We start from the raw sequence: 23,080 nt of genomic DNA on the forward strand, positions 1-23,080 counted from the left end.
CCGGTGCGGATGACGAAAAGCGCCCCGCCCCGGGTGACGGGGCGAGGCGCTGTGGTGTGCAACTGGGGCGCTGTCAGTAGGCGCGGACCTCGTACGTCGCCACCCGTACCGTCTCGTCGTCCAGGCACTGGCCCGACTCCAGGTCGAACCGCTGCTTGAGCAGGGGGGAGGCGACGAAGGGGCGGCCCTGGTGGGTGCCGGTCAGGCCGCGGGAGAGGACGGCCGCGCCGCAGAAGGGGTCGCGGTTGTCGATGGCGTACAGATTGCCGTTGCGGTCCCGGAAGAGGGCGGCCTGGCGGCCGTCCGGCAAGAGCGCGGCGACGCCGCGTCCGGGGACCAGCCGGGTGAGGTCGCAGACCGTGAACCAGTCGTCCTCGAGCTGGAGTTGGACCTTGAGGTCGGTCGTCTCGGGTGCCAGGGTCATCGCTGGGCGCTTCCTTCCAAGGGACGGTGGCCGATGGTGAGCAGCGGCAGGTCGGGCTTGATCTGGTCGCGCTCCGGGACGAAGCCGACGACCGGGTCGGGGGTGTCGGGGGCGTTGACGAAGGACACGAACCGGGCGAGCTTCTCGGGGTCGTTGATGGTCTCGGCCCACTCGTCGCGGTAGTGGGCGACATGGGCGGCCATCAGGGACTCCAGCTCCTCACAGATGCCGAGGGAGTCCTCCACCACCACCTCGCGGACGTGGTCCAGGCCGCCGGGGATCCGCTCCAGCCAGGTCGAGGTGCGCTCCAGACGGTCGGCCGTGCGGATGTAGAACATCAGGAACCGGTCGATCAGACGCACCAGTTCGGCGTCCGAGAGGTCCTGCGCGAGCAGGTCCGCGTGGCGCGGGGTGGCGCCGCCGTTGCCGGCGACGTACAGGTTCCAGCCGTTGGCGGTGGCGATGACGCCGAAGTCCTTCGACTGGGCCTCGGCGCACTCGCGGGCGCACCCGGAGACCGCCGACTTCAGCTTGTGCGGGGAGCGCAGGCCCCGGTAGCGCAGCTCCAGTTCGATCGCCATGCGGACCGAGTCCTGGACGCCGTACCGGCACCAGGTCTGCCCCACGCAGGACTTCACCGTCCGCAGCGCCTTGCCGTACGCGTGCCCGGACTCGAAGCCGGCGTCCACCAACCGGGCCCAGATCAGCGGCAGTTGCTCGACGCGGGCGCCGAACATGTCGATCCGCTGGCCGCCGGTGATCTTCGTGTAGAGGCCGAAGTCGCGGGCGATCTCACCGATCACGATGAGGCCCTCGGGGGTGATCTCACCGCCGGGGATGCGCGGCACGACCGAGTACGAGCCGTTCTTCTGCAGGTTGGCAAGGAAGTGGTCGTTGGAGTCCTGCAGGGCCGCCTGCTCGCCGTCCAGGACATAGCCGCTCGCGCCGATCGTCGGGGCGAGGGAGGCGATGATCGAGCCGACGGCCGGCTTGCAGATCTCGCAGCCGTCGCCGCCCCGGGCGCCGTCGCGGCCGTAGCGGTCCAGCAGGTCCTGGTAGCTGTTGATGCGCAGGGCGAGGACGATCTCGTACAGCTCCTCGCGGGTCTGGGCGAAGCAGCCGCACAGGCCCTTGTCGACCTCGACGCCGGACGCCTCCAGCTCGGCGTCGACCAGCTGGCCGAGCACCTTGACGCAACTGCCGCACGTCGTACCGGCCTTGGTGCACTTCTTCACCTCGGGCACCGTGGTGCACCGGTGGTCGGTGACCGCGCCGCGGATCGTGCCCTTGGTGACGTTGTTGCAGGAGCAGATGATCGCGTCGTCCGGCAGCGCCGTCGGGCCGAGCTGCACAGACTCGCCGGCGCCGGCGGGCAGCACCAGCGACTCCGGCTTGACCGGCGGCACGGAACCGGTGAACGCCTTCAGCGTGCCGTACGCCTCCGCGTCGCCGACCAGGATGCCGCCGAGCAGGGTGCCGTCCCGGCCGATGACCAGCTTCTTGTACAGGCCGGCGCGGGAGTCGGAGTACACGACGTCCAGGCAGTCGTCCGTGGTGCCGTGCGCGTCGCCGAAGGAGGCGACGTCGACGCCGAGGAGCTTCAGCTTCGTCGAGAGGTCGGCGCCGGTGAAGGACGCCTCGTCCTCGGCGATGGTCGCGGCCGCGGTCTCCGCCTGCTCGTAACCGGGGGCGACCAGGCCGTACACCCGGCCGTCGGAGGCCAGCGCGCACTCGCCGATCGCGAAGACATGCGGGTCGGAGACGGTACGGCAGTGGTCATCGACCGCGATGCCGCCGCGCTCGCCGACGGTCAGGCCGCAGTCGCGGGCCAGTTGGTCGCGCGGCCGGACGCCGGCGCTGAACACCACCATGTCGGTGGCGAGTTCGGAGCCGTCGGACAGCTTCATGCCGGTGACCGCGCCGTCCTCGCCGACCACGATCTCCTGCGTGCCGACGCCCGTGTGGACGCTCAGGCCCATCTCCTCGATGGTCCGCAGCAGGGCCGCGCCGCCGCCCTCGTCGACCTGGACGGGCATCAGCCGGGGCGCGAACTCCACGATGTGGGAGGTCAGTCCGAGGCCCTTGAGCGCGCCCGCCGCCTCCAGTCCGAGCAGACCGCCGCCGACCACCGCGCCGACCGTCGCCCTCGACTTCGCGTACTCCTCGATCGCGAGCAGGTCCTCGATCGTCCGGTAGACGAAGCAGCCCTCGGCGTCCTTGTTCGGGACCGGCGGCACGAACGGGTAGGAGCCGGTGGCGAGGACGAGGGTGTCGTACTCGAAGACCTGCCCGGAGCGCGCGGTGACCTTCCGCGCCTCGCGGTCGATGGTCTCGGCGGGGTCGCCGACGTACAGCTCGATGCCGTGCGTGTCGATGAACTCCATGTCCGTCATGGACAGTTCCTCGGGCGTCCGGCCCGAGAAGTACGAGGTGAGGGCGACGCGGTCGTACGCGGGACGCGGCTCCTCGCACAGCACGACCACGCGGTGCGTGGCGGTCAGGCCGCGCCCGGCGAGCGCTTCGAGGAAGCGCTGGCCGACCATGCCATGGCCGACGAGCACGATCGTGGGGGTGCCGTTGGTCATCAGGAGCCTCCATCGTTGGTGAGCAGGTGGAGCAGGGGGCCGTCGTCGGGGAGCGGCTCCGCTCCCTCCCAGGCACGGGCGAGCGCGCCGACGGTGCCGAGTTCGCCGACGAGGACCCCGCCGACCAGGCGGTCGTCGCGGACGACGACCTTGCGGTAGGTGCCGCGGGTGGCGTCCGCGAGTTGGACGACGTCGTCCCCGGGACGCGGCTCCGTCTCGCCGAACGCGGCGAGGTCGAAGAAGTCCTCACCGGCCAGGGTGAGCCGGGTGAGCGAACGGGTGCCGGTGTAGCGGGCGTTCGCGTCACCCGCCAGCGACTCGGCCAGGACCTCGGCCTGTTCGAGCGCGGGGGCGGCCAGCCCGTACACCGTGCCCGCGTGCTGGACGCAGTCGCCGATCGCCCGGATGTGCGGGTCGGAGGTGCGCAGTTCGTCATCGACGAGGACGCCCCTGTGCACGGCGAGGCCCGCGTCCTGGGCCAGACCGACGCGCGGGTGCACCCCGCACGCGACGACCACGAGGTCGGCGTCGAGGGCGTACCCGTCGGCCATCTCGACCGAGCGGACCACCCCGCCGACGCAGCGCACGTCCCGCACCCGGCACTCGGTGTGGATCTCCACGCCGAGGTCCTGCAGGTGCCGCCGGACCAGCTTCGAGGCGGTCGGGTCGAGCTGATGCTCCATCAGACGCTCGGCCTGCTGGGCGAGCACGACCTGTGCGCCGCGCCGGGCGAGCGCCCGGGCCGCGGACACCCCGAGCAGCCCGCCGCCGATGACGACCGCGCGCACGCCCGGCCGTACCGCCTCGGACAGGCCCAGGCAGTCGTCCATCGTGCGGAACGCGTGGACGCCGACGGGCAGTTCGTGGTTCTCGGTGAACAGGCCGCGCAGCGGCGGCAGCACCGGGTTGGAGCCGGTGGCCAGGACCAGCGTGTCGTATGCGATCTTCGAGCCGTCCGCGAGGTGTACGGCTCGCACCTCGCGGTCGATGCCCGTGACCCGGCCGCGGACCAGCTCCGCGGGCGTGGGCAGCGCGATGACGTCGGGGCCGTACCGCCCGGCCAGCACCTCGGCGAGCAGCACCCGGTTGTACGGGCGGTGCTCCTCCTCGCCGACCAGGGTCACGGGCGTGCCGAGCTCACCGAGCCGCCGGGCGAGACGGACGCCCGCGAGGCCGGCGCCGATCACCACCACACGCGTATTCGAGGTCATGTCCAGGAGCGTGCGATGCCGGTGTTACCCGACCGCATCACGTCTGTTTCCCGTGAGGAACGCTGCCCTCTTCCGGGGCGCGGCCGGGGTGTGAGGGTTCCGCGTACGCGCCGGGGGCGTGGTGTGAGGCCGGCCGGGGTGGCATCTGTGCTGGCGATCCCGTGCCCCTGGAAAACAGCAGGAGCTCACGCCGCCCCGACGCTACGGTGACCGGGTGGCGACTCAGGTGATCGTGCTCAACGGCGGCTCCAGCAGCGGCAAGTCCGGCATCGTGCGGTGTCTGCAGGCGGTCCTGCCCGAGCCGTGGCTGGCCTTCGCGATCGACACGTTCGTCGACTCGCTGCCCGCGTCCCTGCGGGCGTCGCTCGCCGGGATCGAGTTCGCCCCGGACGGCACGGTCAGCGTCGGGCCGGAGTTCTCCAGACTCGAACAGGCCTGGATGGAGGGCGTCGGGGCCACGGCACGCGCGGGCGCCCACGTCATCGTCGACGACGTCTTCCTCGGCGGCGCGGACTCCCAGAGCCGCTGGCGCAAGGCGCTGACCGGCCTGGACGTCCTCTGGGCCGGAGTCCGCTGCGCCCCCGCCGTCGCCGCGGGCCGCGAGATCGCGCGCGGCGACCGGCCCCCCGGGATGGCGGAGCAGCAGGCGGACCTGGTCCATCGGGACGTCCACTACGACGTGGAGGTGGACACCACCCACACGGAGTCACTGGTGTGCGCCCGAACCATCGCTCAAGCGGTCACGCCGGCCACCGTCACCGGCTCCGGCTGCCCGTGAGGTGCGCGAACACGACCACGTTCCCCTGGTAACCGGTCGACCGCGAATACCCTCCGCCGCAGGTGATGATCCGCAACTCGGGCCGGTCGGCGGCGCCGTACACCTTCTCGTCGGGGAAGGCGGTCGCCTTGTAGACGGCGATCGCGTCGACGGTGAACACGGCGACACTGCCGTCGCGCCGGTCGACCTCCACCGAGGCGCCCTTCCGCAGGGCGCCGAGGTCGTAGAAGACGGCGGGTCCGTCGGAGTTGTCCACATGCCCGGCGACGATCGCCGTACCGGTCTCCCCGGGGGTGGTGCCGGCCTCGTACCAGCCGGCGAGGTTCTTCCGCGCGGCCGGCGGGACGTCGAGGCTGCCGGAGCGGGTGAGGCCGAGGCCCGTCAAGGGGGCGTTCACGCGGATCGAGGGGATGCGGATGCGGTCAGGCGGGGAGGGCGGCAGCGCGGGCGCCGACCGTGCGCCGCCGTGGCCCGAGTGCGCCTCGGCCGCCGTGGGCTGCGGGGGGGCGTGCGTCCCGGCGCCGCCGCTCAGCAGCCACGCCCCGGAGCAGAACGCGGCCACCGTCACGGCTGCTATCGCGGTGTTGCCCAACCTGCGCATTCGAGCCTCCTGGAGGGACCCGGTCCCCCTCCGGGCCGCGAGGGGCGTCGGACCCGGAGGGGGAGGGACATGCGGTACCGGCGGACGGACAGCGGAGGGTGTCCGTCAGATCCCGTCGCCTCTCGCCCGGCGATGCAGGAGCCAGGTACCGCCCGCGGCGGCGACGGCGAGGGCCGCCACGCCGGCCGCGGTCTGCACGGGGTCGGGGCCCATCACGCCGCCGACCCCCGTCTTCACACTTCCGTGGGGCTGCACCTGGCCGCGCGGCGCGTTCAGCGTCACCACCAGGTCGCCCGAGACCTGCCGTCCGCCCTCGGCGCACTCCGCGACGATCTCGTACGTCCCCTGCTGCGCGCTCTCAGGCACCCGGAACTGCCCGATCGCCTCGCCCTCGTGGGCGCTCGGCGCCAGCGTGAAGGCGCCGGCGCCCACCGCGCTGGCGTCCCCGGCCGCCGTGCCCTCGCTCCCGCAGGCCGAGGTGTTCACACTGACCTCCGCGCCCGGCACGACGGACGACGGGTACACCTCCAGACTGCCGCCGCCGTCGTCGCCGTACGCGGGCGCCGCGACGAACCCCGCGGCGACGACGGCGAGGGCGGTACCGGTCAGCAGACGGGCGGTACGTCGCATCGATGCTCCTCCGGGCGTCTTCGATGTCCCCTGCCCTTCCGAGGAAAGAGCCACGACGCCGGGGGCGCTTCCTGAGGGAGCGTCAGAAATGGCGCGAACGGGTGTCGGCCGTCACCCGGCCACACTCGACCCACTCGCGTTTGAGCAGGTCACAGGCTTACGGCAGGCCGCGGGAGAAGAGAACCCGAAGGGCGCAGACGGAGCGTGTGAACGGGTGACCCGCCCGCGGAATTCCCTGGCATGCGCATCTTGCGGGTGCGACTGCCGATGCTCATGCCGACGGAGGTGCTCGCGTACGTGACCGGTTTGCGGCAAGGGGACGCTCCGGCCCGTCTGGAGGCCGTGGCGACCGGGGCGCTGGTGCCGCCTGTCGATCCGGTGTTCGCCGTCACGAGCATCCGGCCAGGCCGGCGTCCCCTTGCTGGTGACCGCGTCAGTTCACATTGACGGCGCTCCACGCCGCCGCCACCGCGTCGTACTCCGTGCTGCCCGCTCCGTACAGGTCCTTCGCCGCGTTCAGGGTGGCCGTCCGGGCGCCCGCGTAGTTCGTCGACGACGTCATGTAGACCGTCAGGGCCCGGTACCAGATCGCGCCCAGCTTGGCGCGGCCGATGCCGGTGACCGGAGAGCCGTTGTACGTGGGGGAGTTGTAGCTGACGCCGTTGATGGTCTTCGGGCCGCTGCCCTCGGCCAGCAGGTAGGCGAAGTGGTTCGCGACGCCCGAGGAGTAGTGGACGTCGAGGTTCCCGACCGAGGAACTCCAGTAGTCGGCGGAGGCGCCGTCCCGCGACGGCTTGTCCATGTAGCGCAGGGCCGCACGGCCGAACCCGGACCGGACGACCTTCTCACCGATCAGGTAATCCCCGGGATCGGACGGGTTGTCGGCGTACCACTCGACGAGGGTGCCCAGGATGTCGGACGTCGCCTCGTTCAGCCCGCCGGACTCGCCCGAGTACGTCAGCGCAGCCGTCTTCGACGTGACGCCGTGGGTCATCTCGTGTCCGGCCACGTCCAGCGACACCAGCGGCCCGAAGGTCGTACCGTCACCGTCGCCGTACGTCATGCAGAAGCAACTGTCGTCCCAGAACGCGTTGTTGTACGCGTTGCCGTAGTGCACCCGGTTGTACGACCCCTTCCCGTCGCCCTCGATGCCGTTGCGGCCGAAGGTGTTCTTGTAGAAGTCCCAGGTGACGTCCGTGCCGTACTGCGCGTCGACGGCGGCGGAGGCCCGGTCGGCCGTCGCCCCCGTGCCCCAGTGGTTGTCGGCGTCCGTGAACACCGTCGAGGGGGCCCGGCTGACGCAGATGCTGGTCAGGAAGCACAGGTCGGTCTTGTTCGCCGCGTCACCGGTGTACGTGTTCCCACGCGTCGGATCCTTCAGCTGGTACGTCGACCCCGAGACCGTCGTCTCCAGCGGAACCGTGCCGCTGTAAAGGGACTTGCCGTCCCCGGTCGCCGTCTCGATGTCGTCCCAGGCGTCGATCTGCCGCCCGGAGACGGCGTCCGTGATCACGGTGCGGGCGACCGGGTTGCCGAGGGTGTCCTTGGCCGTGACGTTCGTGCGCCACGCCAGCTTCGGCGCGCCGTGCAGGGCGTCGACCACCAACTGCGGGCTCGCCGTCAGCTTCTTCAGCGTCTCGCCCAGGTTCACGGCGCGCAGCGCGTTCGCCGCGATGTCGGCGGCCTTCGGGGCCGATATGGAGGGGGTGATCGAGGCCAGGGATATCTGCTTCCTCGTCGCCCGGTTCGCGCCCCGGTACGCGCCGTCGGGCGCCAGGTGGACAACGAAGTCGCCGCCCAGCACCGGGAGCTGACGGTACGTCCGGTCGTAACGGACGTGCTGCGCACCGTCCTTGTCGACGATCACGTCCCGCACCGACGTGCCCTCGGCGGAGGTCAGACCGAGACTCGCGGCGTGCGCCAGCAGGGCGGACGCCGCGTTCTCGATGGCGCCGGCCCTGCTCGGCCGGTCGGCCGCGACGGCGGCGGGGGAGAGTGCGGACGCCAGCAGAGTGGCGGCGGTGGCGGCCACGCCGGCGGCGGCGAGACGACGGGAACCTCGGACGTGCGGCCGTATCCGGCTCATCGGTCTCCTCGGGGAGGCGCATGCGAATGCGTGGGGGGAAGCGCGGGCGTTGACCAAGATTTAAGGGGCCATGACAGCCAGAGGTAAAGAGTGCGAACGAGGAGGTGTGTGTGGAGAGAGAATCGTTTTTGTGAGCCTCCACCTCCCCTTCTTCGTCTACGGCACCCTCCGCCCCGGCGAGGTCAACCACGACCTCTTCCTGCGCGGCCGCACCCGGCACGAGGCCCCGGCACGGCTGAACGGCTCGGTGCTGTACGACGGCCCCGGCTATCCGTACGCCGTGGAGGAACCCGGCGGCACGGTGTACGGGGAACTGGTGACCGCGCTGCCGGAGCGGTACGAGGAGCTGCTCGTCGCCCTCGACCGGCTGGAGGAGTACGCGCCGGGCGATCCCGCCAGCCTCTACGAGCGGCTCGAGCGCGAGGTGACCCGCGAGACCGACGGAAGGTCCGTGCGGGCCTGGGTGTACCTCGCCGCCCCCGCCGTGGCCGCCCGCCTCCGCGCCCGGGGCGAGCTCATCGAGAGCGGCGACTGGCGGGTCAGGACCTGACGGCCTCCAGCCGCACCGCGCACGTCTTGAACTCGGGCATCCGCGAAGTGGGGTCCAGCGCCGGGTTGGTGAGCGTGTTGGCGCGGCCCTCGCCCGGCCAGTGGAAGGGCATGAAGACGGTGTCGGGCCGGATGGCGGTGGTGATACGGGCCGGCGCCACCGCCCGCCCGCGCCGTGAGACCACGGCCACCGGATCGCCCTCCGCCGCCCCGAGCCGCGCCGCCAGCCGCGGGTGCAGCTCCACGAAGGGGCCCGGCGCCGCCGCGTTCAGCTCCTCGACGCGTCGGGTCTGGGCGCCGGACTGGTACTGGGCGACCACCCGCCCGGTCGTCAGCAGGACCGGGTACTCGGCGTCCGGCTCCTCCGCGGACGCCCGGTGCGAGACGGCCACGAACCTCGCCCGCCCGTCCGGCGTGGCGAAACGGTCCAGAAAGAGGCGGGGCGTGCCGGGATGGACGGCCCCGTCCGCCACCGGCGCGTCCTGCGGCGCTCCGTCCGTCACCGGCTTCGCGCCCTGCGACTCCCCGCCCCTGAGCGGCGCGTTCTGTGGCTCCGCGCCTGTGAGCGGCGTGCCTTGTGGCTCCCCGTCCCTGGGCGGCGTGCCTTGTGGCTCCCCGTCCGTGAACGGCGCGTCCTGCGGCTCCCCGTCGCTGAGCGGCACGTCCTGCGGCTCCCCGCCGCTGAGCGGCGCGTCCTGCAGCTCCCCGTCCGCCACCGGCGCGTCCCGCACCTCCCCGTCCGCCGGGCAGGGCCAGAACACCCCGTTCTCCTCGGCGAGTCGGCGGTAGGTGATGCCGGAGTAGTCCGCGAGTCCGCCCGCGCTCGCCCGCCGCAACTCCTCGAAGACCTCTTCGGGATCGGTCGGAAACCCCTTCTCCACGCCGAGCCGGTGGGCCAGTTCGTGCAGCACCTCGAGGTCGCTGCGGATGCCGTCGGGAGGGGTGATCGCGCGTCGGCGCAGCAGCACCCGGCCCTCCAGGCTGGTGGTCGTGCCGGTCTCCTCGGCCCACTGCGTCACGGGGAGGACGACATCGGCCTGAGCTGCGGTTTCGGACAGTACTATGTCACATACCACCAACAGGTCCAGCGACCTCAGCCGCTCCTCCACATGCCCCGCCCGCGGCGCCGACACCACCGGGTTCGACCCCATCAACAGCAACGCCCGGACATCCGTGCCGAGCGCGTCCAGCAACTCGTAGGCGCTGCGCCCCGGCCCCGGAAGGGAGTCCGGGTCCACGCCCCACACCTCGGCCACATGCCGCCGCGCCGCCGGGTCGTCCAGCTTGCGGTACCCGGGCAACTGGTCCGCCTTCTGGCCGTGTTCACGTCCGCCCTGCCCGTTGCCCTGCCCGGTCAGACAGCCGTAACCGCTGAGCGGCCGCCCCGCCCGCCCGGTCGCCAGGCACAGGTTGATCCACGCGCCCACCGTGTCCGTGCCCTTGGACTGCTGCTCGGGCCCGCGCGCGGTGAGCACCATCGCGGCCTCCGGCTCGCAGAACATCCGCACGGCTTCCCGGAGTTGAGGCACGGGCACGCCCGTGATCCGCTCCACGTACTCCGGCCAGTGCGCCATCGCCGCGGCCCGCGCGTCCTCCCAGCCGACGGTCCGCCGCTCGACGTACTCCTCGTCCACCCGCCCCTCGGCGACGACGAGGTGCAACAGCCCCAGCGCCAGGGCGAGATCGGTGCCGGGCCGCGGCGCCAGATGCAGATCGGCCTGCTCGGCCGTCCTGGTCCGCCGCGGGTCGACGACGATCAACGTGCCGCCGTTCTCCTTCAGTTCGGTGAAGAACCGCAGCGACGGCGGCATGGTCTCGGCGAGGTTCGACCCGACCAGGATCACGCAACCGGTCTTCGGGATGTCCTCCAGCGGAAAGGGCAGCCCCCGGTCCAGACCGAACGCCTTGGTCCCGGCCGCCGCGGCCGAGGACATGCAGAAGCGCCCGTTGTAGTCGATCTGCGAGGTGCCGAGCACGACCCGCGCGAACTTGCCGAGCGTGTACGCCTTTTCGTTGGTCAGCCCGCCCCCGCCGAACACCCCGACCGCGTCCGGCCCGTGCTCCGTACGCGTGCGGCGCAGTCCCTCGGCGATCCGGTCCAGTGCCTCGTCCCAGGTGGCGGGCACCAGCGTGCCCTCGGAGCGCACCAACGGGGAGGTCAGGCGGACGTTCGCCGCCAGCACGGCCGGCGCGGTACGGCCCTTGCCGCACAGCGCGCCCCGGTTCACCGGGAAGTCCGTGCGCTCGCCCACCTCGACCGTGCCGTCCGGTGTGGGCGTCAGGTTCATCCCGCACTGCAGGGCGCAGTAGGGGCAATGGGTGGGTGTCACGGAGTTCTGCATACCGGCCAGCGTGCTTCGGCCGTGTTACGTGCGGCGAGGCCCCTTGTTACACGGGCGGGACGGTGACCTCCCCGCGCCGGGCCGACCGGCGTGAGCCCCCGGTCACCGGGCGCTCGCCAGCGCCTTCGCGACCCCCGTCTCCTTGTGCCCGAGGAACTGGGGGTCGGGATGGAACACCGCGTCCAGCGCCGCCTTGCCGGCCGCGAAGATCTCCCGGGTGCCGCCGTAGTACCAGGTAACGTCGTGCTTGTCCTGGACCCCGACGCCGTACGACGTCACCCCCGCCGCCCGGCACAGCGCGACCGCGCGCCGGATGTGGAAGCCCTGGCTGATCAGCACCGCCCGGTCGACACCGAAGACCTTCTTCGCGCGGACGCAGGAGTCCCAGGTGTCGAAACCGGCGTAGTCGCTGACGATCCGCGAGGCGGGGACACCGTGCTTGGTCAGATAGGTGCGCATGGCGTCGGGCTCGTCATAGTCCTTGCGGCTGTTGTCACCGGTGACGAGGACGACCTCGACACGGCCCTCCCGGTACAACTCGGCCGCCGCGTCGAGACGGTGGGCGAGATAGGGGGAGGGCTCCCCGTCCCACAGGCCCGCGCCGAAGACGACGGCGACCTGGGTGCGCGGCACGTCCGCGGTCGTCCGCAGCCGGTCGCCCGTCGTGACGTACATCCAGGTGGCCGGCAGCAGGGCGAGCACGCACACCGCCATCACAGCCTGCACGAGCCGCCGCTGTCCCCCGCGCGTGCGGGGCAGACGCGGTCTGCGCAGCTTGGGTCGGCGCATCGGACGGTCCCCCTCTTCGGCCTGTTTTCGACAGTCAGAGACGTCCTGTCGGGCCGTCCGGTTCGGCGGATGATACGTGACCAGGTTCACTCCGGCCGAGGAAACCGCAGGTCACCTCGCCTCACAGCTCCCCTGCACCCCACGGTGAAGCGACGGAAAAACCCCGTGATTCCAGCGCAACGGGACGGCAACGTGCCACCGCGAGGATCGGCCCATGACGGACAGTACGGCGGACCTCATGAGCCAGATCAGCAGGCGGCTCGCCAGCCAGCTCAGCCTCGTCTCTCTCGACGGCAGGCGGCGTCCCGGCCCGCCCGCGCTCGTCGTCGTGGCCCACGGCAGCCGCAACCCGCGCGCCCTGAGCACGGTCCGCGCGCTCCTGGACCGGGTCCGCGACCAACGCCCCGGTCTGCCCGTGCACCTGGGCCACATCGAACTGAACGCCCCGCTGCTTCCCGACACCCTGGCCGGCCTCGGCACGGCGGAGGCCGCCCTCGTGCCCCTGCTGCTCAGCCGCGGCTACCACGTCAAGCGGGACATCCCCGAGATGGCGGCCTCCTCCGAGGTACGCGCACGGGTGGCCGACGCGCTGGGCCCCCACCCCCTCCTCGTGGACGCCCTGTACGCCCGCCTGGTCGAGGCGGGCTGGCGCACTCGCATGAAGGAGGAGACGCGCCGCACCAGCGCGGTCGTCCTCGCCGCGGCGGGCTCCCGAGACCTCGAGTCCAAGGTCGACACCAACCGCACGGCCCAGCTGCTCGCCGAACGCCTGGGCGTACCCGTGGTCCCGGCCTACTCCACGACCGCGGCCCCGACGATCCCGGACGCGATCCGGTCCCTGACGGCGAGTGGCCGACACCGAGTGGCCGTGGCGTCCTACTTCACAGCCCCGGGCCGCTTCGCCACGGAGTGCGCGGAAGCGGCCCCGTGGATCGCCTCGGCCCCCTTGGGCACCCACCCGGCAATGGCAGAACTGATCCTCCACCGTTACGACCAAGCACTCGCCACGCCGGCGAGGACAGCTGCCTGAAGGAGCGCGGGGGGCGTGTCGATCCGCGTACGCGCATTGTCAGTCCATGCCCGTACTGTCGAGACATGCCGTACGACCTGTCCTCAACCGAGCGTTGGGCCCCAGAACCCGACAAACGCCCCGGCCGCACCGCCTTCCAACGCGACCGCGCCCGCGTACTCCATTCAGCCGCCCTCAGAAGGCTCGCCGGTAAAACCCAGGTCGTCACCCCAGGAACCAGCAGCCAGGTCTGGGACGCCAGCCCCCGCACCCGCCTCACCCACTCCCTGGAGTGCGCCCAGGTCGGCCGCGAGCTGGGCGCGGCCCTCGGCTGCGACCCCGACCTCGTGGAAGCCGCCTGCCTCTCCCACGACCTCGGCCACCCTCCCTTCGGTCACAACGGCGAACACGCGCTGAACGAGTTCGCCGAGGACTGCGGCGGCTTCGAGGGCAACGCCCAGTCCCTCCGGCTCCTCACCCGCATCGAACCCAAGCGGTTCACCCCGGAGGGCTCCGTCGGCCTCAACCTCACCCGCGCCACCCTCGACGCCGCCACCAAGTACCCCTGGCCCAGAGGCGCCCACCCGACCGACCCGGCCTCCCCCAAGTTCGGCGTGTACGAGGACGACAGACCCGTCTTCGACTGGATCCGCAAGGACGCCCCCGCCACCCGCACCACCTTCGAGGCCCAGGTGATGGACTGGTCGGACGACGTGGCGTACTCGGTGCACGACGTCGAGGACGGCCTGCACGCCGGCCACATCGACCCGGGCTGCCTGCACGCGGAACCGGAACGCCAGGCGGTCTTCGAGGTCGCCGTCGGCCGGTACGTCCCCGCCGGCACCGACCCGGCGGAGCTGTCCGCCGCCCTGGACCGCCTCCAGGACCAGGACTGGTGGCCGCACGGCTACGACGGCTCGGCGGTCGCGCAGGCCCGCCTCAAGGACGCCACCAGCCAGCTCATCGGCCGCTTCTGCCTGGCCGCCGAGTCGGCCACGCGCGCCGCGTACGGCACGGGCCGCCTCACCCGGTACGGCGCCGAGCTGGTCGTACCGCACGAGACGCGGCTGGAGTGCGCGGTGCTCAAGGCCGTCGCCGACCGGTACGTCATGCAGCGCGCCGAGCAGGAGCGGCTGCGGGCCGACCAGCGGATCGTGGTGGCCGAACTGGCGCAGGCGCTCACCGTGCGTGCACCCGACGGCCTCGACCCGCAGTTCCGCGCGCTGTTCGACCAGGCCGGGGACGACCGGACGCGCAAGCGGGTGATCGTGGACCACATCGCCTCGCTCACGGACGCGTCCGCCCGGTCGCTTCACGCTCGTCTGACGGGGAAGGCGAGAGACTGACGCGACACGAGTGACCCGATTGCGCCCGAACGTGACCCTCCGTGGCCTGATCGGGCCACTCCCTCTTCCCCCATCACACTCCGTGCGGGACGCTCGCATGTGGCGGCACCCGCCGTGTTCTCCGGGGGGACACCCCTCGGACACCCCGTAGGAGGCATCAAGTGGTCGACGCGGATCAGACATTCGTCATCGTCGGAGGCGGTCTCGCCGGTGCGAAGGCGGCCGAGACGCTCCGAGCGGAGGGCTTCAGCGGCCGCGTGATACTGATCTGCGACGAGCGCGACCACCCCTACGAGCGCCCTCCGCTGTCCAAGGGGTATCTGCTGGGCAAGGAGGAGCGCGACAGCGTCTTCGTCCACGAACCCGCCTGGTACGCGCAGAACGACATCGAGCTGCACCTCGGCGAGACCGTGGACGCCATCGACCGCGCGGCGAAGACCGTCCGCTTCGGTGAGGACGGCACGCTCGTCCACTACGACAAGCTGCTTCTGGCGACGGGCGCGGAACCGCGGCGCCTCGACATCCCGGGGACCGATCTCGCGGGCGTCCACCATCTGCGCCGCCTCGCCCACGCCGAGCGGCTCAAGGGCGTACTGGCGGCGCTCGGCCGGGACAACGGCCACATCGTCATCGCGGGCGCCGGCTGGATCGGTCTGGAGGTCGCGGCGGCGGCCCGGGAGTACGGCGCCGAGGTCACCGTCGTCGAGCCCGCGCAGACCCCGCTGCACGGCGTCCTCGGACCCGAGCTCGGCACCCTCTTCGCCGAGCTGCACCGCGAGCACGGGGTGCGCTTCCACTTCGGCGCGAAGCTGACGGAGATCGTCGGCCAGGACGGCATGGTGCTGGCGGCGCGCACCGACGACGGCGAGGAGCACCCGGCGCACGACGTCCTCGCCGCGATCGGCGCGGCCCCGCGCATCGGCCTCGCTGAGGCGGCGGGACTGGAGATCGCCGACCGGGCGCACGGGGGAGGGGTCGTGGTCGACGACCGGCTGCGCACCTCCGACCCCGACATCTACGCGGCCGGCGACGTCGCCTCCTTCCACCACGCCCTGTTCACCACCCGGCTGCGCGTCGAGCACTGGGCCAACGCCCTCAACGGCGGCCCCGCTGCGGCCCGCGCGATGCTCGGCCAGGACCTGACCTACGACCGCGTGCCCTACTTCTTCTCCGACCAGTACGACCTGGGGATGGAGTACAGCGGATGGGCGCCGCCGGGGTCGTACGACGAGGTCGTGATCCGCGGGGACGCGGGGAAGCGTGAGTTCATCGCCTTCTGGGTCAAGGACGACCGGGTGCTGGCCGGGATGAACGTCAACGTGTGGGACGTCACAGAACCCATCCAGAAGCTGATCAGGTCGAAGGCACAGGTGAACACGGAGTCCCTGGCGGACCCGCACGTTCCGCTCGAAAGCCTCGTCCCGTGAGTGTCGGACCACCACCGTGCTGCAATTCCCGGGGGGGGCAACCCCCGGACCCCCGACCGGAGGCCGTCTCGCCCCAGGAGTGTCAGTTCTGACCCGTAGAATCACTCCGTGGCTGGACGGATCAACGACGAGGACGTGAAGGCGGTACGGGACGCGGTTCCCATCGACGCCGTCGTGTCCGAGTACCTCCAGCTGCGCAACGCGGGCGGGGGCAACCTCAAGGGGCTCTGCCCGTTCCACGACGAGAAGTCGCCGTCCTTCCAGGTCAGCCCGAGCAAGGGGCTCTTCCACTGCTTCGGCTGCCAGGAGGGCGGCGACACCATCACGTTCGTGATGAAGGTCGACCACCTCACCTTCTCCGAGGCGGTCGAGCGCCTTGCCGCCCAGGCCGGCATCACCCTGCGCTACGAGGAGGGCGGCTACAACCCCTCCCACCAGCGCGGCGAACGCATCCGCCTGGTCGAGGCCCACAAGATCGCCGCCGACTGGTACGTGGAACAGCTCGCCACCAGCCCCGAGGCCGAGACCGGCCGGGTCTTCCTCGCCGAGCGCGGCTTCGACCAGAACGCCGCCGCGCACTTCTCCGTCGGCTACAGCCCCCAGGGCTGGGACCACCTCACCCGCTATCTGCGCGGCAAGGGCTTCACCGACAAGGAACTCCTCCTCTCCGGCCTCGCCCAGGAGGGCCGCCGCGGCCCCATCGACCGCTTCCGGGGCCGTCTGATGTGGCCCATCCGCGACATCGGCGGGGACGTCGTCGGCTTCGGCGCCCGCAAGCTGTACGAGGCGGACAACGGCCCCAAGTACCTCAACACCCCCGACACGGCGATCTACAAGAAGTCCCAGGTCCTGTACGGCATCGACCTGGCGAAGAAGGACATCGCGAAGGCCTCCCGCGCGGTCGTCGTCGAGGGCTACACGGACGTCATGGCCTGCCATCTCGCCGGCGTCACCACCGCGATCGCCACCTGCGGCACGGCCTTCGGCGGCGAGCACATCAAGATCCTGCGCCGCCTGCTCATGGACAACGGCAGCGCACGGGTCATCTTCACCTTCGACGGCGACTCGGCCGGCCAGAAGGCGGCCCTGCGCGCCTTCGAGGACGACCAGAAGTTCGCCGCCGAGACGTACATCGCGATCGCCCCCGACGGCATGGACCCCTGCGAACTCCGGCTCGCCAAGGGCGACGAGGCGGTCGCCGACCTCGTCGAGCCCCGCACCCCGCTGTTCGAGTTCGCCCTGCGCCAGATCGTCGTCCGCTACGACCTCGACACCCCCGCCGGCCGGGCCGCGGCCCTGGACGAGGCGGCCCCCATCGTCGCCCGCATCAAGAACACCGGCGCCCAGCACGAGGTCGCCGTCCAGCTCGCCGGCATGCTCGGCATCCTCGACACCCAGTTCGTCGTCAAGCGCGTCGCCCAGCTGGCCCGTTGGGCCCGCGACCGCGGCGGCAAGGGCGCCCCGGCGCCGACGTCCCGAGGCCCGCAGTCGTACGAGGCCGCGCCCCGCCCGGCGATCTCCGGCCCCGCCCTCACCCTCCGCAACCCCGTCTACGCCACCGAGCGCGAGCTGCTCAAACTCGCCCTCCAGCGGCCCGAGTTGGTCTCCCCGGCCTTCGACGCGTACGGCGTCGACGAGTTCACCGCCGCCCCGTACGCCGCGGTGCGCCAGGCGGTCATGGACGCGGGCGGCGCCGAGTACGGCGTGCAGGACGGCCAGGAGTACCTGGTCCGCGTCCGCGAGGCGGCCCCCGACGACACCGTCCGCGCGATGGTCACCGAACTCGCCGTCGAGCCGATCATGCGCCGCACCGTCGACGACGTGTACGCGGGAACGGTGCTGGTCCAGGTCCGCAGGCGGGCGGTGGAGCGCCGCATCCGCGACGTCCAGTCCCAGATGACCCGCCTCTCCGCCGGCGGCGATCCGGCCCAACTGGCCGCCGTACAGAACGAGTTGTGGGTCCTCCAGCAGTACGACCAGGCCCTCAGGGAACACGGCGCCGCGGCTCTCTGACCGCACCCGTACGCCACGGTAACCGCCGGGTCACGGGCCGATTGCAAAAAGTCACCGCACGCCCCTCGTGGCGGCGATGTGTCGTACTCCACACTGGGGTGCGGTGCCTGAGTCCTCGGAGCGCGGCCGATCCGTCCCACACGGGTCCCACACCCCCGCGGTTCCGCTCATCGCGTACGGGACGGACAGCGGCGTGGCCGCCGACTCCGCCCCCGAAGTACCGCTGCCGTACCCCCTGGCAGCGATCATCCTGGAGGTCGCCCCCGTGCAGACCCAGACCCTCACACAGACCGACATCAGTACGGACGGCACGGAACCGGACGCGGAGACCGACGTCCTCGTCGCGGTCCCCCCGCAGACCCGTGTCGTGCACCACCCCGAGGCGGATCCCGTGGAACCCGAAGGGCCGCCAGAGCCGGCCGAACCGCCCGCCGAGGCGCTGGAGGCCGCCGAGGCCCCCGAACCGGCGGAGACCACCGCCGCGGAGCGCGCCCGCGCCGACACCGGCGGCCCGTCCTCGGACCTGTTCCGCCAGTACCTGCGCGAGATCGGCCGAATCCCGCTGCTCACCGCCGCCGAGGAGGTCGAGCTCGCCCGCCGGGTCGAGGCCGGTCTGTTCGCCGAGGAGAAACTGAGCAACACCCCCGACCTGGACAGCCAGTTGGCCCTCGACCTGGACCGTCTGGTGGTCATGGGCCGGATGGCCAAGCGCCGGCTCATCGAGGCGAACCTGCGGCTGGTCGTGTCGGTGGCGAAGCGGTACGTCGGCCGCGGGCTGACCATGCTCGACCTCGTCCAGGAGGGCAACCTCGGCCTGATCAGGGCGGTCGAGAAGTTCGACTACGCCCGCGGCTACAAGTTCTCGACGTACGCCACCTGGTGGATCCGCCAGGCCATGTCGCGGGCCCTCGCCGACCAGGCCCGCACCATCCGGGTCCCGGTGCATGTCGTCGAGCTGATCAACCGGGTCGTCCGGGTCCAGCGCCGCATGCTGCAGGAGCGGGGCTACGAACCGACCCCGGAAGAGGTCGCCGCCCACCTCGAACTCCCGCCCGAGCGCGTCAGCGAGGTCCTGCGTCTGGCCCAGGAACCGGTGTCCCTGCACGCCCCGGTGGGCGAGGAGGACGACGTGGCCCTCGGCGACCTGATCGAGGACGGCGACGCGGCGTCACCCGTGGAGTCGGCGGCGTTCCTGCTCCTGCGGGAGCATCTGGAGGCGGTGCTCTCCACTCTCGGCGAACGTGAACGCAAGGTCGTCCAGCTGCGGTACGGGCTGGCCGACGGGCGTCCCCGGACGCTGGAGGAGATAGGCCGGATCTTCGGGGTGACCCGGGAGCGGATACGGCAGATCGAGTCGAAGACCTTGAACAAGCTGAGGGATCACGCATTCGCCGATCAGTTGCGGGGATACCTCGACTGAAGCCGACCAGGGGCGCGGGGCTGCATCAATGTGCGGCTCCGCCGCGTGAGCGCGACAAGCCACGACGGGCCGTCGGACGACCGACGACCGACGACCCATCGTGGCAACCCATTAGTCGACCTCGGCCACCGCCTGCGCGAACTGGGCCTTGTAGAGCCGCGCATACGCCCCGTCCGCCGCCAACAGCTCCGCGTGCGCGCCCTGTTCGACGATCGAGCCGTTCTCCATGACGAGGATCGTGTCCGCGTCCCGGATGGTCGACAGCCGGTGCGCGATCACGAACGACGTGCGCCCGTGGGCGAGTTTGGCCATCGCCTTCTGGATCAGCACCTCGGTACGGGTGTCGACCGAGGACGTCGCCTCGTCGAGCACCAGGATCGTCGGGTCGGACAGGAACGCCCGGGCGATGGTGATGAGCTGCTTCTCACCGGCGCTCACGCCCGTGCCCTCGTCGTCGATCACGGTGTCGTACCCGTCGGGCAGCGTCCGCACGAACCGGTCCGCGTGGGCCGCCCGCGCCGCCTCCTCGATCTCGCCGCGGGTGACCTCGCGCGAGGCGCCGTACGCGATGTTCTCCGCGATCGTGCCGCCGAACAGCCAGGTGTCCTGCAGCACCATGCCGATCTGGGCGCGCAGTTCGTCCCGGGACATGGTGGCTATGTCGACGCCGTCGAGGGTGATGCGCCCGCCGGAGACGTCGTAGAACCGCATGAGCAGGTTGACCAGGGTCGTCTTGCCGGCGCCGGTCGGGCCGACGATGGCGACCGTGTGCCCGGGCTCCACCTTGAGCGAGAGGTCCTCGATGAGCGGCTTCTCCGGGTCGTACCGGAACGACACGTGCTCCAGCGCCACCCGCCCGCGCAGCTCCTCGGGCAGCGCGCCCGGCAGCGGATCCGCCTCCTGCTCCTCCGCGTCCAGGAGTTCGAAGATCCGCTCGGCCGAGGCGACGCCCGACTGCACCAGGTTCGCCATCGACGCGACCTGCGTCAGCGGCATCGAGAACTGCCGCGAGTACTGGATGAAGGCCTGCACGTCACCGATGGACAGCGCGCCCGAGGCGACCCTGAGACCACCCACGACCGCCACCAGCACGTAGTTGAGGTTGGAGACGAACATCATCAGCGGCTGCATGATCCCGCTGTTGAACTGCGCCTTGAACCCCGCCTCGTACAGCGCCTCGTTCTGCTCGGCGAACTGCTGCGCCGACTCCTCCTGCCGCCCGAACACCTTCACCAGGGTGTGCCCGGTGTACATCTCCTCGATGTGGGCGTTGAGCTTGCCGGTGGTGCGCCACTGCTGCACGAAGTGCGGCTGCGACCGCTTGCCGATCCGGGTGGCCACCACGAACGACAGCGGCACGGTCACCAGCGCGACCAGCGCCAGCAGCCAGGACACCCAGAACATCACCGCGAGCACACCGATGATGGTGAGCACCGAGTTGATCAGCTGGCCCATCGACTGCTGGAGCGTCTGCCCGATGTTGTCGATGTCGTTGGTGGCGCGGGAGAGCACCTCACCGCGCTGCCGCTGGTCGAAGTACGACAGCGGCAGCCGCGACAGCTTCGCCTGCACGTCCTCGCGCAGCCGGAACATCGTGCGGTTGACGCTGCGGTTCACCAGCCTCGTCGCGAACGCCATCAGCAGACCGGCGACCAGGAACGTGCACAGCGCCAGCAGCAGGACCCGGCCCACCGCGTCGAAGTCGATGCCCTTGCCGGGGGTGAAGTCGGTGCTGCGGAGCATGTCGGCGATCTGCCCCTGGCCCCGCTCCCGCATCGAGGCGAGCACCTGCTCCTTGGTCGCCCCGGCCGGCATCTGGCGACCGATGATCCCGGAGAAGACCAGGTCGGTCGCCTTGCCCAGGATCTTCGGCCCGATCACGTTCAGGCCCACGCTCACGACCACGCACAGCAACAGGGCGTAGATGGTGAGCCGTTCCGGCTTGAACTGTGCGAGCAGGCGTTTGCCCGACACCTTGAAGTCCATCGAACGGCTGTCGGGGCCGCCGCCCTGGCCCATCATCCGCGCCATCGGCCCGGCCATCAGGCAGCCTCCGCTTCCGTCAGCTGGGAGAGCACGATCTCCCGGTAGGTCTCGTTGCCGGCCATCAGCTCGTGATGGCGGCCGGTGCCGACGACCCGTCCCTCGTCGAGGACGACGATCCGGTCGGCGTCGCGGATGGTCGCCACCCGCTGGGCGACGATCACCACGGTCGCCTCGGCGGTCTCCCGGGCGAGCGCCGCCCGAAGTGCCGCGTCGGTGGCGTAGTCGAGGGCGGAGAAGGAGTCGTCGAAGAGGTAGATCTCCGGCCGCTGGACGAGCGTGCGCGCGATCGCGAGCCGCTGGCGCTGACCACCGGAGACATTGGTGCCGCCCTGCGCGATCGGTCCGTTGAGCCCGCCCTCGAGCCTGCTGACGAACTCCTTGGCCTGCGCCACCTCCAGCGCGTGCCACAGCTCCTCGTCCGTGGCGTCCGGATTGCCGTAGCGCAGGTTGGTCGCGACCGTCCCCGCGAACAGGTACGGCTTCTGCGGGACGAGCCCGACCGTCTTGGCCAGCAGCTTCGGGTCGAGGGTGGACACCTCCGTGCCGTCGACCAGGACCTCGCCGTCGGTCGCGTCGAACAGCCGGGGGACCAGGCCGAGCAGCGTCGACTTGCCGCTGCCGGTAGAGCCGATGACGGCGGTCACCTCACCGGGCCGGGCGACCAGGTCGATCGACTTCAGCACGGGCTCCTCGGCACCCGGATAGCGGAAGCCCGCGCCCCGGATCTCCAGATGCCCGTGCCGACGCAGCTCGACGACCGGCGCGCTCGGCGGCACGACGCTGGATTCGGTGTCCAGCACCTCCTCGATGCGCTCGGCGCAGACCTCCGCGCGCGGCACCATCATGAACATGAAGGTGGCCATCATCACGGACATCACGATCTGCATCAGATAGGCGAGGAACGCGGTCAGGTCACCGATCTGCATCCCGCCGCTGTCGATGCGGTGCGCGCCGAACCACACGACCGCGATCGACGACAGGTTGACGGTCGTCATGACCACCGGGAACATCAGCGCGAGCAGGTTGCCCGTCTTCAGCTGCATCTCGGTGAGGTCGGTGTTCGCCTTCCGGAACCGGTCCTTCTCGTACTCGTCCCGCACGAAGGCCCGGATCACCCGGTTGCCGGTGATCTGCTCGCGCAGCACCCGGTTGACGGTGTCCAGACGGACCTGCATGGCCCGGAACAGCGGCCGCAGCCGCCGTACGATCAACGTCACGCAGATGCCCAGCGTCGGCACCACGGCGACCAGTACCCCGGACAGCGGCACGTCCAGGCCGAGCGCCAGCACGATGCCGCCCACGCACATGATGGGCGCCGACACCATCAGGGTGAACGTCATCAGGGCCAGCATCTGGACCTGCTGCACGTCATTGGTCGTACGGGTGATCAGCGAGGGCGCGCCGAAGTGGCCGACCTCACGCGCCGAGAAGGACTGCACCCGGTCGAACACGGCGGCCCGCACGTCCCGGCCGAGCGCCGACGCGGTCCGGGCGCCGTAGTACACGGCCCCGATGTTGCACACGACCTGCGCCAGCGAGATGCCGATCATCAGGGCACCGAAGGAGAGGATGTAGCCGGTGTCGCCCTTGATGACACCGTTGTCGATGATGTGAGCGTTCAGCGTGGGCAGGTAGAGGGTGGCGCAGGTCTGCAGGAACTGCAGCAGCACCAGCACAGCGATGGGTTTCTTGTACGGCCTCAGATAGGTCCGCAGTAGTCGTATGAGCACGCTACGTCTCTCGGAGTCGGCGATGGGGCGGGTTCGTTGCCCGTGGCCCCTATCGTCGGACACTCCACCCGCGTTACCTCAACCGATTAAGCCG

Annotated in this window: 17 protein-coding genes; 7 read left to right on the forward strand and 10 right to left on the reverse strand. The window is 71.2% G+C overall.

From position 1 onward, the window contains the following. Nucleotides 1-73: 73 nt before the first annotated feature. Genes nirD through ABZZ74_RS25320 form a run of 3 tightly spaced genes read right to left on the reverse strand, consistent with a single transcriptional unit; the run spans nucleotide 74 to nucleotide 4,220 of the window. On the reverse strand, nucleotides 74-424 hold the full coding sequence (nirD, locus tag ABZZ74_RS25310) for a nitrite reductase small subunit NirD (RefSeq protein ID WP_356768570.1): 351 nt from the start codon (nucleotides 422-424) through the stop codon (nucleotides 74-76). After that, nucleotides 421-3,009, reverse strand: coding sequence for a nitrite reductase large subunit NirB (gene nirB / locus ABZZ74_RS25315; protein WP_356768572.1), 2,589 nt, complete (start codon nucleotides 3,007-3,009; stop codon nucleotides 421-423). Before nirB ends, nirD begins: the two co-directional genes overlap by 4 nt. After that, entirely contained in the window at nucleotides 3,009-4,220 is a 1,212-nt protein-coding gene (locus tag ABZZ74_RS25320; RefSeq protein ID WP_356768574.1) for an FAD-dependent oxidoreductase, read from the reverse strand. Before ABZZ74_RS25320 ends, nirB begins: the two co-directional genes overlap by 1 nt. Nucleotides 4,221-4,434: 214 nt before the next feature. On the opposite strand from ABZZ74_RS25320, the gene cpt reads away from it, so the two are divergent. Beyond that, nucleotides 4,435-4,998, forward strand: a complete 564-nt coding sequence (gene cpt, locus ABZZ74_RS25325; RefSeq protein ID WP_356768576.1) for a chloramphenicol phosphotransferase CPT — start codon at nucleotides 4,435-4,437, stop codon at nucleotides 4,996-4,998. Here the strand turns inward: cpt and ABZZ74_RS25330 are convergent. The 3 genes from ABZZ74_RS25330 to ABZZ74_RS25340 all read right to left on the reverse strand — a co-directional run bounded on the left by ABZZ74_RS25330 (nucleotide 4,976) and on the right by ABZZ74_RS25340 (nucleotide 8,315). After that, the gene (locus ABZZ74_RS25330; RefSeq protein ID WP_356768578.1) at nucleotides 4,976-5,599 is read right to left on the reverse strand and encodes a class F sortase; all 624 of its coding nucleotides are present in this window, start codon (nucleotides 5,597-5,599) and stop codon (nucleotides 4,976-4,978) included. The genes cpt and ABZZ74_RS25330 overlap by 23 nt on opposite strands. A gap of 105 nt (nucleotides 5,600-5,704) precedes the next feature. Continuing rightward, the gene (locus ABZZ74_RS25335) at nucleotides 5,705-6,229 is read right to left on the reverse strand and encodes a hypothetical protein (protein WP_356768580.1); all 525 of its coding nucleotides are present in this window, start codon (nucleotides 6,227-6,229) and stop codon (nucleotides 5,705-5,707) included. A 433-nt stretch (nucleotides 6,230-6,662) separates the two neighbouring features. Continuing rightward, nucleotides 6,663-8,315 carry a M4 family metallopeptidase gene (locus tag ABZZ74_RS25340; protein ID WP_356768582.1) on the reverse strand — a complete coding sequence of 551 codons (1,653 nt, stop codon included), beginning with the start codon at nucleotides 8,313-8,315 and terminating at the stop codon, nucleotides 6,663-6,665. Between the two features lie 130 nt (nucleotides 8,316-8,445). Between ABZZ74_RS25340 and ABZZ74_RS25345 the strand changes: the two genes are divergently transcribed. Further along, nucleotides 8,446-8,865, forward strand: coding sequence for a gamma-glutamylcyclotransferase family protein (locus ABZZ74_RS25345; protein WP_356768584.1), 420 nt, complete (start codon nucleotides 8,446-8,448; stop codon nucleotides 8,863-8,865). Here the strand turns inward: ABZZ74_RS25345 and ABZZ74_RS25350 are convergent. Both ABZZ74_RS25350 and ABZZ74_RS25355 read right to left on the reverse strand, forming a co-directional pair. Next, nucleotides 8,855-11,206, reverse strand: coding sequence for a molybdopterin-dependent oxidoreductase (locus ABZZ74_RS25350; RefSeq protein ID WP_356768586.1), 2,352 nt, complete (start codon nucleotides 11,204-11,206; stop codon nucleotides 8,855-8,857). The genes ABZZ74_RS25345 and ABZZ74_RS25350 overlap by 11 nt on opposite strands. A 102-nt stretch (nucleotides 11,207-11,308) precedes the next feature. Then, on the reverse strand, nucleotides 11,309-11,995 hold the full coding sequence (locus ABZZ74_RS25355; protein WP_356768588.1) for an ElyC/SanA/YdcF family protein: 687 nt from the start codon (nucleotides 11,993-11,995) through the stop codon (nucleotides 11,309-11,311). 214 nt (nucleotides 11,996-12,209) lie between these two features. Between ABZZ74_RS25355 and ABZZ74_RS25360 the strand changes: the two genes are divergently transcribed. From ABZZ74_RS25360 to ABZZ74_RS25380, 5 genes are all read left to right on the forward strand, one after another. After that, on the forward strand, nucleotides 12,210-13,025 hold the full coding sequence (locus ABZZ74_RS25360) for a sirohydrochlorin chelatase (protein WP_356768590.1): 816 nt from the start codon (nucleotides 12,210-12,212) through the stop codon (nucleotides 13,023-13,025). Nucleotides 13,026-13,090: 65 nt separating this feature from the next. Beyond that, a complete protein-coding gene (locus ABZZ74_RS25365; RefSeq protein WP_356768592.1) occupies nucleotides 13,091-14,350 on the forward strand; it encodes a deoxyguanosinetriphosphate triphosphohydrolase in 1,260 nt (419 codons plus the stop codon). A 161-nt stretch (nucleotides 14,351-14,511) separates the two neighbouring features. Next, nucleotides 14,512-15,777 carry an FAD-dependent oxidoreductase gene (locus ABZZ74_RS25370; RefSeq protein WP_356768594.1) on the forward strand — a complete coding sequence of 422 codons (1,266 nt, stop codon included), beginning with the start codon at nucleotides 14,512-14,514 and terminating at the stop codon, nucleotides 15,775-15,777. A gap of 108 nt (nucleotides 15,778-15,885) precedes the next feature. Beyond that, nucleotides 15,886-17,790 (forward strand): DNA primase, encoded by a 1,905-nt coding sequence (gene dnaG, locus ABZZ74_RS25375; protein WP_356768596.1) that lies wholly within the window; start codon nucleotides 15,886-15,888, stop codon nucleotides 17,788-17,790. A gap of 103 nt (nucleotides 17,791-17,893) precedes the next feature. Next, entirely contained in the window at nucleotides 17,894-19,210 is a 1,317-nt protein-coding gene (locus ABZZ74_RS25380) for an RNA polymerase sigma factor (protein WP_356768598.1), read from the forward strand. A 111-nt stretch (nucleotides 19,211-19,321) separates the two neighbouring features. Here the strand turns inward: ABZZ74_RS25380 and ABZZ74_RS25385 are convergent, their stop codons facing one another. Next, the gene (locus ABZZ74_RS25385; RefSeq protein ID WP_356768600.1) at nucleotides 19,322-21,253 is read right to left on the reverse strand and encodes an ABC transporter ATP-binding protein; all 1,932 of its coding nucleotides are present in this window, start codon (nucleotides 21,251-21,253) and stop codon (nucleotides 19,322-19,324) included. Continuing rightward, a complete protein-coding gene (locus ABZZ74_RS25390; protein ID WP_356768602.1) occupies nucleotides 21,253-22,986 on the reverse strand; it encodes an ABC transporter ATP-binding protein in 1,734 nt (577 codons plus the stop codon). Before ABZZ74_RS25390 ends, ABZZ74_RS25385 begins: the two co-directional genes overlap by 1 nt. Between the last annotated feature and the right edge of the window lie 94 nt (nucleotides 22,987-23,080).

The organism is Streptomyces sp. NPDC006476 (genome assembly GCF_040612015.1).
Taxonomy (GTDB): Bacteria; Actinomycetota; Actinomycetes; order Streptomycetales; family Streptomycetaceae; genus Streptomyces; species Streptomyces griseorubiginosus_B.

Excerpts from the sequence above, each read along its gene's own strand:
- nirD (WP_356768570.1), bottom strand. The coding sequence starts at position 424 with ATGACCCTGGCACCCGAGACGACCGACCTCAAGGTCCAACTCCAGCTC.
- nirB (WP_356768572.1), bottom strand. The coding sequence starts at position 3,009 with ATGACCAACGGCACCCCCACGATCGTGCTCGTCGGCCATGGCATGGTC.
- ABZZ74_RS25320 (WP_356768574.1), bottom strand. The coding sequence starts at position 4,220 with ATGACCTCGAATACGCGTGTGGTGGTGATCGGCGCCGGCCTCGCGGGC.
- ABZZ74_RS25330 (WP_356768578.1), bottom strand. The coding sequence starts at position 5,599 with ATGCGCAGGTTGGGCAACACCGCGATAGCAGCCGTGACGGTGGCCGCG.
- ABZZ74_RS25335 (WP_356768580.1), bottom strand. The coding sequence starts at position 6,229 with ATGCGACGTACCGCCCGTCTGCTGACCGGTACCGCCCTCGCCGTCGTC.
- ABZZ74_RS25340 (WP_356768582.1), bottom strand. The coding sequence starts at position 8,315 with ATGAGCCGGATACGGCCGCACGTCCGAGGTTCCCGTCGTCTCGCCGCC.
- ABZZ74_RS25350 (WP_356768586.1), bottom strand. The coding sequence starts at position 11,206 with ATGCAGAACTCCGTGACACCCACCCATTGCCCCTACTGCGCCCTGCAG.
- ABZZ74_RS25355 (WP_356768588.1), bottom strand. The coding sequence starts at position 11,995 with ATGCGCCGACCCAAGCTGCGCAGACCGCGTCTGCCCCGCACGCGCGGG.
- ABZZ74_RS25360 (WP_356768590.1), top strand. The coding sequence starts at position 12,210 with ATGACGGACAGTACGGCGGACCTCATGAGCCAGATCAGCAGGCGGCTC.
- ABZZ74_RS25365 (WP_356768592.1), top strand. The coding sequence starts at position 13,091 with ATGCCGTACGACCTGTCCTCAACCGAGCGTTGGGCCCCAGAACCCGAC.
- ABZZ74_RS25385 (WP_356768600.1), bottom strand. The coding sequence starts at position 21,253 with ATGGCCGGGCCGATGGCGCGGATGATGGGCCAGGGCGGCGGCCCCGAC.